Here is a 14499-nt window from a genome sequence, read left to right as displayed (position 1 = left end):
CCTCAGCGTGAGCCGGTCGGGCGATCCAGCACGGCGGCGGGCGATGCCGGCTTGAACGCCACTGCCGGACCGGGCGTAACGTGTTTGCGCCACTGGGCGAGCTGCGCAGCGATGCCGGCGCCGACGTTCATCTGCGGCTCCGACGGCGTCAGCTTGTCCTTCGCTTCCCACTGGGCGATTTCAGCGGACGCCTGGCGGAAGGCTTCCATGAAGTCCGGCGTGCGGTTGAGTCCATCGACCAGCCAGGCGCGGCCGAAGTAGGTGATGTCCGAATCCGTGCCGCAGCCGAACGAGCTGCGATCCGACCTCGCTGCCGTGATGACCAGGGTGCCCGCGCCTTGCAGCGACGGAACGAAACCGCCGGAATAACACGCGTTGACCACCACCACCTTCCACTTGAAGGGGCGCTTGCCAAGGATGTCGGAGAGATCGGTGGCGCCGATCTGGTCCAGCGGCAGCGGGTCCATGTCCACCAGCAGGTTGTGGTCTTCGTCGCCGTGCGTGGTGAGGTAGAGCAGCAGGATGTCCTCGTCCGGCTTCATCACGTTGGCGAGGCCGTCGAGCGTGCTTTCCAGATTGGTCCACGAGGCCAGCGGATGGCGTTCCAGTGAGCCCGGATTGTTTTCCAGCACCATCACGTGCGTGTCGCTGCCGAAGCGCTGTGGGAACATCTTCGCGGCGTATTCGGCCTCGTTGCGGAACACGTCTTCGCCGCCATCGGCGCCGAACGCAACGACGTACAGGTTGGGACGTCCGGCCGTACGCGGCCCCAGTTCGGCCAGCGCCTTCTGCACCATGCCGCGCTGCGAATACATCACCTGTTCGGGCGAGGGCGCTTGCTGCGGCCAGTTATCGCTGGTGGCGTCGTCTTCGTCGGTGGTGGCCGTGCTCGCCGGTGCCGGCGCCGTGTCGGCGGCCGCGACCGGGTGACTCGGCTCGACGGCAAGCGGAGCCGGCGCATGGCGGGATACCGCCACCATGAGCAATACGCCGGCTGCGAAGGCGAGCAGGGCGATCAGGGCTGTACGCATGGCGGGAACCCGAGAAGGTCAGAGAACGATGTCGTCGAACGTGCGATACGCCGGGTGGCGCGGCGCGTCGGGAACGTCCAGCGGCTCGCGCAACAGCCAGCCCGTGCGCAATCCGGCCTCGCGGGCAGCATCGAGTTCTTCGACGATGTCCGAGAGGAACAGGATGTGTGCCGGCTGTTCGCCGATGGCCTCGGCAATGAGCTCGTAGGAACGACGCTCGCGCTTGGGGCCGGTTTCCGTATCGAAATAGCCGGAGAACATGGGCGTGAGATCGCCCGCGTCGCTGTAGCGGAAGAACAACTTCTGCGCCGGCACCGAGCCGGAGGAATACACGTACAGGTGCAGGCCGTCGGCGCGCCATGCATGCAGCGCCGCGGATACTTCCGGATAGACGTGCGCCTGGTAGTCGCCGCCTTCGTAGCCTTCCTGCCAGATCATGCCCTGCAGCGCCTTGAGCGCGGTGGACTTGCGGTCTTCCCGGATCCAGCGCAGCAGCAGTTCGATCACGTCCTGGCGCGGTGCCTCGACGATGCCTTCTTCCTTGGCCGCTTCGTGCAGCCAGTGCTGCACTTCGGGCGTGTCGCCGTGCGTTTCGATGAAGGCGGGCAGCCGCTTGTAGGCGTACGGAAAAAGCACGTCCTTGACGAAGCTGATCGAGCTGGTGGTGCCCTCGATATCGGTGACGATGGCGCGGATGACGGTCATGCGGAAAAGCCGGGTTGCAGGGGCCACAAGCTTACCGGGCGCCGCTCCCCCGGGCGAGGGGCGGCCTTCCGGTTCATGATCCTGTTCACCCGTCCGGCCGTAGGCGACCGGCGCGCCGGACTCAGGCGACCGCGGCGGACTCGTGCGGCGTCATGCGGGGAAACTGCTGGGCGATGTCCTCGCCGGTGAACTGCGCCACCCAGCCTTCCTTGTTGGTGAACAGGCGAATGGCCACGAAGTAGGGCGCCTCGCTCATGTCGAACCAGTGGCGGGTGCCGTCGGGCACGCCGATCAGGTCGCCCTGTTCGCACAGCACGTCGTAGACCTTGCCGTCCACGTGCAGGGTGAACTGGCCTGCACCGGCAACGAAGAAGCGCACCTCGTCCTCGCTGTGCGTGTGTTCGCTGAGGAATTTCTGGCGCAGCGTGGCGCGATCCGGATGGTCGGGCTTGAGGCTGATCACGTCGACGGCCTGGTAGCCCTGTTCGGACATGAGGCGATCGATGTCGCTGCGGTAGGCGGCGATCACCTCGTCCTGGCTCGCGCCAGGCGCGATCGGCTGGTTCGCCTCCCACTGCTCGAAGCGAACGCCGATCTTCGACAGCTCGTGCGAGATGTCGGCGTGGTCGTGGTGCACCGAGAGCGGTGTCTGGGGTTGGGTGTCGCTGAAAATGCGCAGGCGGCTCATGCGGAGAGTCTCCTCAGATCGAGTTCGCAGCCGAGCAGGAACTCCAACGCCTCCAGATGGCGGCGCGTCTCGGCCATGTCGCGGCCCCAGGTGTAGATGCCGTGACCGTTGATGAGATAGGCGTGCAGCGGACGGCCGCTGTCCAGCCACGCTTCGACCTGCGCGACCAGTTCCGGCATGTGCTGCGTGTTCGGGAACACCGGGATGGCGAGTTCGGCATCGTGCGTGGTCTGCCCGGCGATGGCCTTCTGCAGTTCCCAGCCCTCCAGCTTCACCACGCCTTCGGTGGCGAACAGGCGCGAGGCCACGCTCTGCGTGCGCGAGTGCGTGTGCAGCACCACGTTGATCTCGGGGAATCGGCGGTAGACCTGCGTGTGCAGATCCGTTTCGGCGCTGGGGCGCGCACTGGTGCCCACGGCCTTGCCGTTCATGTCGATCAGCATGATGTCGTCGCGACCGAGCTTGCCCTTGTCGCGGCCGGAGATGGTGATCGCGGCGTGATCGCCATCCACGCGCATGGAGAAATTGCTGCTGGTGGCGGGCGTCCACCCGGCGGCGGCGAGCTCGCGCGCGGCGTCGGCGATGGCGTCGGAACGCTCGGCGAACAGCGCGGGCGAAATGGTGTCGGGAAGAACCTGGCTCATGATGTATGGACGTCCAAATGAGTTGACACTATACCACGCCGGTTTCAGGCATATGCCGAAAATGCGATCCATTCTCACGACTTATCGCTGGGCCGAGTAGCATTCCCGGAGGTTCGTCGCGGGTGCGGCGAATATGAATGTTCCAGACGGAGGTTGGACCTATGTCGCAAGAAAAAGATATTGAATCGCGTCGCCGTTTTCTCAAGGCCGCAGCCGGGACGGCTGTCGCTGCCGCCGTGATCGGCACGCTGCCGCGCGTGTCGCGCGCTGCCGATTTGCCGCACCTGGCTGATTCCGATCCGACCGCCAAGGCGCTCGGTTACGTGGAAGATGCCAACAAGTCGACCGATGCGAAGCGCAAGGCCGGCGACGTGTGTTCCAACTGCCAATTCTATTCCGGTGCGCCGACGGGTTACGGCCCGTGCCAGTTGTTCCCCGGCAAGGCGGTGAATGCGAAGGGCTGGTGCGTGTCGCACGCGCCGAAGAAGGCCTGATCGCTGCGCGCATCGCGTGATGAAAAGCCGGCATCGATGCCGGCTTTTCTTTTTTCCATGACGTCATCGTCACGCACGCGATCACGCGTGATGCGTCGAACGTTTGCGTACACACGGAGAGAAACTCGAACCGAAGAACTCGGTGAGAGAGAAGATGCTGCCCAGACGCGTCAGGCCGAGGAGCTGACCCGCCTGACGCGCCGGGCGGCAATCCGGGGCCCACTGCCAAGTGATCAACCCACGGAGCACAGATGATACTCCGGGCGGGGCATTTTGGGGCCCGCGGGCCTCAAAATTTTCTTGAAAAAGTCTCGTTAAAGCGTTTAAAAACAATCACTTGCTTAATTATTAAAGACCAGGCCTCACGAATGATCGCCAAGGGAGGAGGATTCCTTCCCCAGGCGTGTGGTGTGCCTTTCCGCATTTTCGGCGACGTTGGCGGCAGATCGCCGCCAAAGCCGTTTGGCCCTTCAGGAACGGGTGTGAAGACGGCTGTGGCGGATGCCGTAGCCGAAGTAGATGGCCAGGCCGATGACGGTCCATATGATCATCAACAGCCAATTGAACCAGGCCATGGCGCCCAGCAGGGCCAGGCAGCTGAGCACGCCGGCGGGGCAGATTACCCAGGCCCACGGCACGCGGAAGCCGCGGTGCAGTTCCGGCGAGGTGTAGCGAAGAATCAGCACGCCCGCGCACACCGCGACGAAGGCGATCAGCGTACCCATCGACGTGAGGTCGGCGAGCAGATCCAGCGGAAACACCGCCGCGAGCACGGCGATGCCGATGCCGGTGATCACCGTGTTGATGTGCGGTGTGCGGTGCTTGGGATGGATGCGATTGAACACCGGCGGCAGCAGGCCGTCGCGCGACATGATCATGAAGATGCGCGGCTGCGCGATGATCATCACCAGGATCACCGACGACAGGCCGATCATCGCGCCGATCTCCACCACCCAGCGCAGCCAGCCCAGCTCCGGATGATTCTTGATCGCCGTGACCACCGGCTCGCTGGTGCCCAGTTCGGTGTAAGAGATCAGGCCAGTGAGCACGGCCGCCATGGCCAGATAAAGGATGGTGCAGATCACCAGCGACACCAGCGTGCCGAACGGCAAGTCGCGCTGCGGGTTCTTGCATTCCTGCGCCGCGGTGGAGGTGGCCTCGAAGCCGATATAGGCGAAGAACACCATCGCCGCGCCGCGCATGATGCCGGACCAGCCGTACTTGCCCGGCCCCTCGTTGGCGGGAATGAACGGGTGCCAGTTGGCCGGATCGATGTAGCGATAACCGGCCACCACCACCACGATGATCAGGCCCACCTTGAGCGCCACCATCAGCACGTTGAGGCCGGCCGATTCGCGAATGCCGACGTAGCACAGCCATGTGAGCGCGAGCACGATGGCCACGGCCGGCAGGTTCATCAGGTGCCCGGTGGTGACCAGGTGTCCGTCGGTGAAGGCGAGCGGCGCTTCGGTCAGCGACGTGGGCAGATGGATGCCCACCTGGTCGAGCATGCTGGTGAAATAACCTGTCCAGCTGGCCGCCACGGCGGAGGCGGAGATGCCGTATTCCAGCACCATGTTCCAGCCGATGAACCACGCCAGCAACTCGCCCAGCGTGGCGTACGCATAAGAATAAGAGCTGCCCGAGACGGGGATCAGGGTGGCGAACTCGGCGTAGCACAGCGCCGTGAAGCCGCTGCAGACTGCCGCGAGCATGAAAGAGATCAGTACCGCCGGACCGGCGTGTTCGGCCGCAGCCTGTCCGGTGACCACGAAGATGCCGGTGCCGATGACCGCACCGATGCCCAGCGCGGTGATGCCCCAGGGGCCGAGCGTGCGGCGCAGGGTAGGGCCATGCGACGCGTCGTCGGCGTCGGAGAAATCGGTTTTACGTGCGAAGAGCTGTTTGAGCATGCGACGGCCTGGTGCCACGGGGTCAAAACGAGAGGGCCGGCGTGCAGCCGGCCCTTCGTGTCGGATCAGGAGTTTTGCTTGCGCAGTTTGCTATGGGAATACCCATAGAGGAAATAGATCAGCATGCCGATGGTGGTCCAGCCCAGCATGAGCGGCCAGTTGGCGCGGAACGACTGCCAGAACAGATACAGGCAGATCACCGAACCCAGAACGCTCACCACCCAGATGCCCGGTACGCGGAACGAGCGCGGCAGGTCAGGGCGGGTGTAGCGCAGGATCAGCACGCCGATGCACACGGTGGTAAAGGCCAGCAGCGTGCCCATGGACACCAGCTCGCCAAGGATGCTCACCGGGAACAGGCCGGCGATCACCAGCGCGGCCACGCCGGCGATGATGGTGGCCACGTGCGGCGTGCGGTGCTTGGCGTGGACGCTCGACATGCCCTTGGGCAGCAGGCCGTCCTTCGCCATGCTGAAGAAGATGCGCGAGGTGCCCAGCAACATCACCAGGATCACCGACGAAAGACCCGCCAGCGCGCCGAACGACACGATGGCCTTCAGCCAGTTCAGTTCCGGATGGATGCTCAGTGCGGTGGCCACGGGCTCCGGCGTGCCCAGCATGCGGTACGGCGCAATGCCGGTCAGCGTCAACGCCATGGCGATGTACAGCACGGTGCAGATGGCGAGCGAACCGAGGATGCCGATCGGCATGTCGCGCTGCGGGTTCTTCGCTTCGCCGGCCGCCGTGGAGACGGCGTCGAAGCCGACGTACGAGAAGAACACCAGCACCGCGGCGCGGAAGATGCCGCTGGTGCCGAAGCGGCCCGGGGCCTCTTCCTTCGGAATGAACGGATGCCAGTTGGCCGGATCGATGTAGCGGAACGCGAAGATCAGGAACAGCGCGATCACCAGCACCTTGATCGTCACGATGAGCGAATTGACGAAGGTCGACTGCGTGATGCCCACGTAGCACAGCCAGGTGAGTCCGCTCACGATGAGCACGGCCGGCAGGTTGATCAGCGCACCGGTGGTCACGATCTGGTGCGTGTCGGTGAACTTAAGCGGCGCGCTCGACAGGTAGTCGGGCAGGGCCATCGAAATCCCGGTCCAATGGCCGAGGATGGAGAGGCACTCGTTGAAGTAGCCGGACCAGCCCGCCGCGACCGTGGCCACGGCGAACAGGTATTCCAGAACGAGGTTCCAGCCGATGAACCAGGCGACGATCTCGCCCAGCGTGGCGTAGGAGTAGGCGTAGGCGCTGCCCGACACCGGAATCATCGCGGCGAACTCGGCGTAGCACAGGCCGGCGAAGGCGCAGGCGATGCCGGCGACGATGAAGCTGATGATCAGTGCGGGGCCGGCGTGTTCGGCGGCAGCCTGGCCGGTGATGACGAAGATACCGGCGCCGATCACCGCGCCGATGCCCAGCATCACCAGGTGGCGCGCGGTGAGTACGCGCTTGAGGCTGGCTTCGCCCTGGAGGCTGTCGTGCGGCAGTTCACCCGCGTCGACGTGTGGCGACGCCTGAATCGGGTGCGTCGCGAACAGGTTTTTCAGCATGTTTCTCCCCTACCGCCGGATTTTTCGTTTCTTATGAAAAAGCGCGCTACCGTGACTTTCGCCATGGCTTTTACGTCGCTTCCCCTGCGACGACACGGAACCATAGCCCAGCGGGCCGGGAGGGGACAAGCTGCACTGCGGGCGGCCCCCGGGCCGTGCCAGTCTCGGCGGCGTCTGGAATAATGCGGCCCCGCCGCGTGCCCCGCGCGGCCTGTTTTCGACTGTCACGGATCGCCGATGAGCGCCTTGCTCGCCCAGTTTCAGCAATACCGCCAGCAATGGCCTCACGAGAACGACGCCGCGCATTTCGAGGTGTTCCTGGCGCAAGGCCCGCGGGTTTTCTTTCGCGACGCCCTGGAAGGGCATTTCACCGGGTCCGCCTGGCTGGTGAGTGCCGACGGCGAACGCGTGTTGCTGACGCATCATCGGAAGCTGCAACGCTGGCTGCAGTTGGGCGGTCATGCGGACGGCGATGACGAACTGTCGCGCGTCGCCTTGCGCGAGGCGGAAGAAGAATCCGGTCTGACCGGCCTGAGCGTCGATCCCGAACCCTTCGACCTGGATCGCCATCGCATTCCCGCGCGCGGCCATGAGCCGGAACACTGGCACTACGACGTGCGCTATGTGGTGCGCGCGGGGGCGAACGAGGCATTCGAGATCAACGAGGAATCGCTGGCGCTCGCATGGCGTTCCATTCGCGAGATCGCCGACGATCCAGCCAGTGATGTCTCGCTTCGCCGGATGGCCTTCAAGTGGTTGCAGCGCGCCTGATGCGGCCCACCGCGCAATGATTCAGGCGTACTTGGCGGGCGCAGGATTCAAGTGCCCGCATTCGACGCAGGTGCGCGCGTCGATCGAGCGGTAGAAGCGTTCGAACACCGGTGGAAAATCGCGCTCGATGCTGTCGAGGGTGAAGTACTCCTCGTACAGCTTGTGGTTGCAGCGTTCGCAGTACCACATCAGCCCATCTTTTTCGCCGGCAAGCCGGCGCCGTTCGATCACCAGCCCGATGGAGTCGGGCATGCGTTGCGGCGAATGCGGCACGCAGGGCGGCAGGTAGAACATCTGGCCGGCGCGAATGGGAATGTCGCGCGCCGCGCCTTCGTCCTGCACCTTCAGCACCATCTCGCCTTCGATCTGGTAGAAGAACTCTGGGCCTTCGTCGTAGTGATAGTCGGTGCGCGAGTTCGGGCCGCCGACGATCATCACGATGAAGTCGCCATCGACGATGCACTTGTTGCCCACGGGCGGCTTGAGCAGATGCCGGTGCTCGTCGATCCAGCGCTGCAGGTCGATGGGCGGCGTGAGGGCCATGACACGTTCCGTGATGAAGGGGATGCCGGGAGCGGCACGGACCAGTGTAAGCACGCGGGCGCAGGCGATCCAGCGATCGCCATGCGCCCGCGCAGGAGATTACGGCGTCCAGCCCAAACTTTTGGCCAGCGCGCGGCCCGTGCGACGGTAGCCGTCGGGGCTGAGATGGATCAGGTCGCGGCCCATCAGGCTCGGCTGCGCGTGCGCCCAGCCGTAACTGCCGCCCTGGCCGCCCATCAGCCCCTGCCAGCTCCACGCGACGCAGCCGAAGCGGCTGCCGACCTCGCGCTGCGTGTTCTCGATCTGCTGGTGCACGCGGCTGTAGGCGAGCAGCGGCAGCGGCGCGCCCTTGCCCTGGCGAAGCACGCCGCGATCGGGCGGCCCCACGAGCACGCATGAGGCGGAAGGGAACACCGTGCGCATATTGGTGAGCGCCTTGCTTAGCAGGGCGGCGTACTTGTCCCTGTCGAAATCCGGATCGGCGCCTTCGTTGGTACCGTACTCCAACACCACGCCGTCGTAGCTCACGCCATGCAGCGCCTGCGCGATGAGCTGGGGATTGGCATTGGCCCAGCCCTTCACGGTGGCCGAGGGCAGGCCGAACACGTCGAAGGTGACGGCGGGCGGCTGTACCGGATCGAGCACGAAGCCGTAGAGCACCAGCTTGCCTTGCGACACGCGCAGCTTGAGCGTGGAGATGGGGCGATCGCTGCGCACGGTCAGCGTCTGGCTGGTGCCGCCGGATGTCAGCGATGCGCTATGCAAGGCGCCATTGTCGATGGCGTAGTCAATGGTGGCGCCACTGGGTGCGTTGTACACCACCTGCACTTGCTGCACGTCGGGCTGGCGCGATGCGTCGCGCAGGTCCAGCCATAGATAGCTTTCCGGCCCCGCAACGGCCACGCGATTGACCAACGCCGGACCGATGTCGATGGGGTTGGGCGAGGTGTAGGCGATATCGGTGTTCCAGTCCGAGCCGATGCAATACGCACGCAGTCCAGGCAGGTTGACGTTCGCTCGTCCCATCGTCGGCGGCAGGAAACGCGGGGCGACGCTCAGGCCCTTGTCGCGCAGCACGCTGATCAGCGTAGGCATGAACGGGCCGCCAGCGATATGGCTGTCGCCCCAGAACGCCATGCGCCGTGGCGTGCCGTTGCCAATCGCGAATCCGGCGATGGCTTGCGGATCGAGCGCAGGCTGCTCGCGCACAGTGGTGCGCACCAGCGGGCCCAGTTCCGCGTCGCTGGGCATCTGGTTGCCGGCCATGGACACGCTCGCGGCCGGATGCGTGGTGACTGCCTTGGGTGCAGGCGCTGCGTGCGGACACACGAGATCGTCCACCGGGCTCGCCAGCCTGGCGTCCTGCGCCTGCGCGGAATGAGGCAACGAGAGGGCGAGAAGTCCAGCGCACCAGGCACTGATGATCAGTAAGCGCGAAACAGGTGCCATGCGCCGTGTTCTCCGTTCATTCAAGGATCCGATCCTGCCAGTTCTTCCGCCAGGCCATTTTGCTTCAGGTAGGCAAGATGCTTCTTGCGCAGTTTCTTGCTGTAGATGCCATCGGGCGTTTCGCCAAGGATAAGCTGCAGATCGCGCACCACGTCGCCGCGCTCACCGAGGTGAAACGTCTGGGCGATCACACTTTTCTGCGTGTAGATATTGGGTGAGGTCGAGTGTGGGCGTCCGAGCGCCACCACGCAGCGCCAGCGGGCGAAGCCGGCCGGTTTGACGGTAACGCCTTGCGCATTGGTCCAGCCCTCGGTGGCGATGCGATTGGCCACGTCGATCTGCTGCGCAGGCGTGGCTTCCGCTGGCGTGGGCGCGTACTCGACACCGCCCCAGGTTTTCCAGTCTTCGATGGATATGCCCAGGCCACCCGAATGCCGACCCGCATTGCGCCAGTTGGCGTCGGTCTCGCACTGCGCCAGTTTTCGCCAATAGGCGTCGCTGGCGGTGGGCTGCGGCGCGAGCACCAAGGTGCTGGAAAGGTCGCCTGCTGCCGTCGCGGTGCTGGACGAATCCTCATTGGCGGACGCCGTCTGCGTCGCTTCGTTGTCGCGCACCAGATGCCCGGTGCGCATGATGCCGGTGATGAAGACGCGCTGCCCGATGGTCGTCAGGTGCACGCCGTCGGAAACGAAATAGTCGGGCTGGTCATCTGATGCATCGCTCCAGCGCACGACCACCACGTTCGGGAAATCCGGTGCGACGCGATCGATGAGCGCATTGTTTGCCTCCATCCAGCGACGCGGCACGTGGGTGTTCACCAGCACCACGCGTTTGCAATCGGCCAGCATGGAAAGGATGTCGCGCAACTGGTCTTCGGTGACGTAGCCGTTGGTGCCGAGGTGAATGAGCACCACCGAGCGCAACATGTCCGCGCTCTTGAGCGCCTTGAGCTGGCGGATCACGTCGGCCGCTTGCCAGCCCATGGTGGCATGCACGTCCACGCCCGGCAGCGTGGCCTTCAGCAGGCGGCTCGAACCGAGCAGCACCGAGTCGCCGACGGCAGTAACGTCATTGCCCGTAAAACTTTCCATGCCAGGTTCGTCGGACGGTGGCGGCGCATCCGTTGGCGTCACCGGGTCGGCGTGGTCTTCGACCGACGCCGCAGGAATGGGTGTGAGCTTGTCATCGACCCTGAGCGCTGCAACCGGTTCGGTGACTTCCGGCAACGCGTTCGCGGCCGCCGGCGTATCGACGCTCAACGCTTCGCGTACGTCTTGCGCCGGACTCGCCGTTGCCGGCGCCTGCCAGAGGATCGCGCCCACCGCACCGAAAGCCAGCACGACCGTGCACGCCATCGCCAACCCTCGCCACCACGCATGGCGACGACGAGAGGCGGCGCGTGCATCGCGGAGGATGCGCTCGATCGCGCCGTGGCGTATCGGCATTTCCACGTAGCGATAGGACAGCGCCGCCAGCAGGAGCGTCAGCGCGATGCGCAATGCCAGCACGGCAGTGCCATCCAGTGCACGCAGATCAATGCCCGGGCGCGCCAGCATGAACACCGGCCAGTGCCACACATAGATGCCGTAGGAGCGCTCGCCGATCCATCGCAATGGCCGCACGTCGAGCCAGCGACCCAGCGGCAATCCCGGATGAGTGGCGGTCACGATCAACAGGCTGCTCGCCGCGGCAGCCAGCAGGAAACCCCAGGGATAGAGCGTGGGCGTGTCTTCACCCATCGCGGTGAACAGCGTCACCATGCCGGCCAGCGCCATGACGCCGAACATCACGCCCACGCCGCGGCGTGCGAGTCGAAGCGGTTGCATGCGCTGTGCCGGCTGCCACAACAGGCCCAGCGCCGCGCCGAACAGCAGGGCAAAGCCGTGGGTGTCGGTACCGAAATAGAGACGCGAAGGGTCGCCTTGCCCGGGATAACCCATGGTGTGCGCCAGCACCGCCATCCATACCACCGACGCCGCGCCGATCACGATGGCGACGACACCGAGCGCGCGACGCCCGAGGCGCGGCAGCAAGAGTGCGGCGAGCGGTGCCCACAAGAGATAGAACTGCTCTTCGATGGCGAGTGACCACAGGTGTTGCAGCAGCGGCGGCCGGCCGGTGGACTCGAAGTAGGAGGTGTTGGAGTGCAACAGCTCCCAGTTCGTCACGTAAAGGAGCGAGGCGACAACATCGCGGCGCAGATGAGGCAAGGCATCGCTGGCCACCCAGGCGGCGGCGATGACGACCACCGCCATCATCAGCCAGGACGCCGGCAGCAGGCGCTTGGCGCGTCGCCAGTAGAAGTCGCGCAAGTCGACCCGCGCGGTGCTGTCCCAATCGCGAGCGAGCAATCCCGTGATCAGGAAGCCCGAAATGACGAAGAACAGGTCGACGCCGAGGTACCCACCGCGTACCCAATAGAAATCGGCATGGAACAGCACGACGGCCGTGACGGCGATGGCGCGCAGGCCATCGAGTCCCGACAGGCGTACAGGTAGTGGGGAAGGTGGAGGTTCATCCGTGACAGCGACAGCCATGTCGGAGGGAGATTCCACGTCCTGTGGATAGTCTGCGAGTAGCATGTTGCCGCTCTTGGTTGGAGGTCCGTTTCCATAAGCATGGCCGCCGATTGTGTTGAAGCGGCGGCCAATGCTGGCAAATCCATAGCAATTCGGCGGTGGCTTGCGGTCAGACCTCCAGCGTTGCGAGGTCGCCCTTTTCCTCGAGCCATGCCTTGCGGTCGCTGGCGCGCTTCTTGGCCAGCAGCATGTCCATCAACTTCGTGGTTCCGTCGTCGCCATCCACGGTGAGCTGCACCAGTCGGCGCGTGTCCGGATGGATGGTCGACTCGCGCAGCTGCGACGGATTCATCTCGCCCAGACCCTTGAAGCGCGTGGTGCTGACGGCGCCCTTCATCTTTTCGCGCTGCACGCGTTCAAGCATCGCGTTCTTTTCGCTTTCGTCGAGGCAGTAGAACACCTGCTTGCCCACGTCCACGCGGAACAGCGGCGGCATGGCGACGAACACATGACCCTCGCGCACCAGCGACGGGAAGTGGCGCAGGAACAGCGCGCTCAGCAGCGTGGCGATGTGCAGGCCGTCGGAATCGGCGTCGGCGAGGATCACCACCTTGCCGTAGCGCAGGCCGGACAGATCATCCTTGCCCGGATCGCAGCCGATGGCCACGGCCAGGTTGTGCACTTCTTCCGAAGCGAGCACGGAGCCGGATTCGACTTCCCACGTGTTCAAGATCTTGCCGCGCAACGGAAGAATGGCCTGGAATTCCTTGTCGCGCGCCTGCTTGGCGCTGCCGCCGGCCGAGTCGCCTTCCACCAGGAACAGCTCGGTGCGGGTGAGGTCGGTGGCGGTGCAGTCGGCCAGCTTGCCGGGCAGGGCGGGGCCTTGGGTGATCTTCTTGCGCACCACCTGCTTGGCCGCCTTCAGGCGCGCGCTGGCGCGCTCGATGGCGAGCTGCGCGATGCGTTCGCCCAGGTCCACGTGCTGGTTGAGCCACAGGCTGAAAGCGTCGTGGATGACGTTCTCGACCATGCCCGCGGCGTTGCGTGAGGACAGGCGTTCCTTGGTCTGGCCGGCGAACTGCGGATCCTGCAGCTTGGTCGACAGCACGAAGGCCAGGCGTTCCCACACGTCTTCCGGCGCCAGCTTCACGCCGCGCGGCAGCAGGTTGCGGATGTCGCAGAATTCGCGGATGGCATTGGTGAGGCCCGAGCGCAGGCCGTTCACGTGCGTGCCGCCCTGCGCGGTGGGAATGAGGTTGACGTAGCTCTCCTGCACCAGCTCGCCTTCCGGCACCCAGGCGAGAGCGACATCGAGTCCATCGGCTTCGCGCTGCACATGGTGCACGAACAGTTCGGTCGGAATAGCTTCGGCGCCGGCGAGTTCGTCGCGCAGGTAGTCGCGCAGGCCGTCCTCGTAATGCCATTCGTTGACTTCGCCGGTGGCTTCGTCGAGCAGCTTCACGTTGAGGCCGGCGCACAGCACCGCCTTCGCGCGCAGCAGGTGGCGCAGCTTGCCCAGCGAAATCTTCGGCGAGTCGAAGTACTTCGGGTCGGCCCAGAAACGCACGGTGGTGCCGGTCTTCTTCTTGGGCACCGAGCCGATGATTTCCAGTTCACTGGCGCGGTCGCCGTTCTCGAACGCCATGCGGTATTCGTTGCCGTCGCGGCGGATGGTGACTTCCACGCGATTGGACAGCGCATTCACCACCGACACGCCCACGCCGTGCAAGCCGCCTGAGAAGTTGTAGTTCTTGCCCGAGAACTTGCCGCCCGCATGCAGGCGCGTGAGGATGAGCTCGACGCCCGGCACGCCTTCTTCCGGATGGATATCCACCGGCATGCCGCGGCCGTCGTCGCTCACTTCCACCGAGCCGTCCGTATGGACGATCACTTCCAGCGTCTTGGCGTAGCCGGAAATGGCCTCGTCCACCGAGTTGTCGATGACTTCCTGCGCCAGGTGGTTCGGGCGCGATGTGTCGGTATACATGCCCGGGCGGCGCTTGACGGGGTCAAGGCCAGAGAGGACTTCAATGTCGGCGGCGTTGTAGCGACTGCTCATGGGTGCGGGGTCGAAGCTCGGGAATCGGAGGAGAATGGCGGGGCGCGGGGAAGGGGTCAAGATGGCTGCGCCTGTGTGCCGACGAAGCCGGTGTTTTGCCCGTCATCCCGGCGCAGGCTGGGAT

12 protein-coding genes are annotated in these 14499 nt (G+C 65.0%); 2 read left to right on the top strand and 10 right to left on the bottom strand.

Features of this window, described 5'->3' with window-relative positions:
- Positions 1-2: 2 nt before the first annotated feature.
- From ABIC75_RS03395 to ABIC75_RS03380, 4 genes are all read right to left on the bottom strand, one after another.
- Positions 3-1031, bottom strand: coding sequence for a C13 family peptidase (locus ABIC75_RS03395; protein WP_354012441.1), 1029 nt, complete (start codon positions 1029-1031; stop codon positions 3-5).
- 18 nt (positions 1032-1049) lie between these two features.
- The gene (gene mtnC, locus ABIC75_RS03390; RefSeq protein WP_354012440.1) at positions 1050-1736 is read right to left on the bottom strand and encodes an acireductone synthase; all 687 of its coding nucleotides are present in this window, start codon (positions 1734-1736) and stop codon (positions 1050-1052) included.
- A 121-nt stretch (positions 1737-1857) separates the two neighbouring features.
- Positions 1858-2424 carry a 1,2-dihydroxy-3-keto-5-methylthiopentene dioxygenase gene (locus ABIC75_RS03385; protein WP_354012439.1) on the bottom strand — a complete coding sequence of 189 codons (567 nt, stop codon included), beginning with the start codon at positions 2422-2424 and terminating at the stop codon, positions 1858-1860.
- The gene (locus tag ABIC75_RS03380; protein WP_354012438.1) at positions 2421-3068 is read right to left on the bottom strand and encodes a methylthioribulose 1-phosphate dehydratase; all 648 of its coding nucleotides are present in this window, start codon (positions 3066-3068) and stop codon (positions 2421-2423) included. The genes ABIC75_RS03385 and ABIC75_RS03380 overlap by 4 nt, the downstream gene beginning before the upstream one ends.
- A gap of 161 nt (positions 3069-3229) precedes the next feature.
- Here ABIC75_RS03380 and ABIC75_RS03375 point away from each other — a divergent pair, with 161 nt between their 5' ends.
- A complete protein-coding gene (locus ABIC75_RS03375; protein WP_354012437.1) occupies positions 3230-3562 on the top strand; it encodes a high-potential iron-sulfur protein in 333 nt (110 codons plus the stop codon).
- 470 nt (positions 3563-4032) lie between these two features.
- On the opposite strand, the gene ABIC75_RS03370 is transcribed toward ABIC75_RS03375, so the two are convergent.
- A complete protein-coding gene (locus ABIC75_RS03370; RefSeq protein WP_354012436.1) occupies positions 4033-5475 on the bottom strand; it encodes an amino acid permease in 1443 nt (480 codons plus the stop codon).
- 65 nt (positions 5476-5540) lie between these two features.
- On the bottom strand, positions 5541-7034 hold the full coding sequence (locus ABIC75_RS03365; protein WP_354012435.1) for an APC family permease: 1494 nt from the start codon (positions 7032-7034) through the stop codon (positions 5541-5543).
- 237 nt (positions 7035-7271) lie between these two features.
- Here ABIC75_RS03365 and ABIC75_RS03360 point away from each other — a divergent pair, with 237 nt between their 5' ends.
- Positions 7272-7805 carry an NUDIX hydrolase gene (locus ABIC75_RS03360; RefSeq protein WP_354012434.1) on the top strand — a complete coding sequence of 178 codons (534 nt, stop codon included), beginning with the start codon at positions 7272-7274 and terminating at the stop codon, positions 7803-7805.
- A gap of 21 nt (positions 7806-7826) precedes the next feature.
- Here the strand turns inward: ABIC75_RS03360 and ABIC75_RS03355 are convergent, their stop codons facing one another.
- The 4 genes from ABIC75_RS03355 to parE all read right to left on the bottom strand — a co-directional run bounded on the left by ABIC75_RS03355 (position 7827) and on the right by parE (position 14375).
- Positions 7827-8348: a 3-hydroxyanthranilate 3,4-dioxygenase gene (locus ABIC75_RS03355; RefSeq protein WP_354012433.1), complete on the bottom strand. Its 522-nt coding sequence runs from the start codon at positions 8346-8348 to the stop codon at positions 7827-7829.
- 99 nt (positions 8349-8447) lie between these two features.
- Positions 8448-9797: a hypothetical protein gene (locus ABIC75_RS03350; protein WP_354012432.1), complete on the bottom strand. Its 1350-nt coding sequence runs from the start codon at positions 9795-9797 to the stop codon at positions 8448-8450.
- A gap of 20 nt (positions 9798-9817) precedes the next feature.
- Complete coding sequence (locus ABIC75_RS03345) at positions 9818-12334, bottom strand: acyltransferase family protein (RefSeq protein WP_354012431.1); 2517 nt, start codon at positions 12332-12334, stop codon at positions 9818-9820.
- A gap of 151 nt (positions 12335-12485) precedes the next feature.
- Positions 12486-14375, bottom strand: coding sequence for a DNA topoisomerase IV subunit B (gene parE, locus ABIC75_RS03340; protein ID WP_354012430.1), 1890 nt, complete (start codon positions 14373-14375; stop codon positions 12486-12488).
- Positions 14376-14499 lie beyond the last annotated feature (124 nt).

The organism is Dyella japonica, from assembly GCF_040545895.1.
Lineage (GTDB): Bacteria > Pseudomonadota > Gammaproteobacteria > Xanthomonadales > Rhodanobacteraceae > Dyella > Dyella japonica_D.
This window is presented reverse-complemented; position numbering and strand designations above follow the sequence as displayed.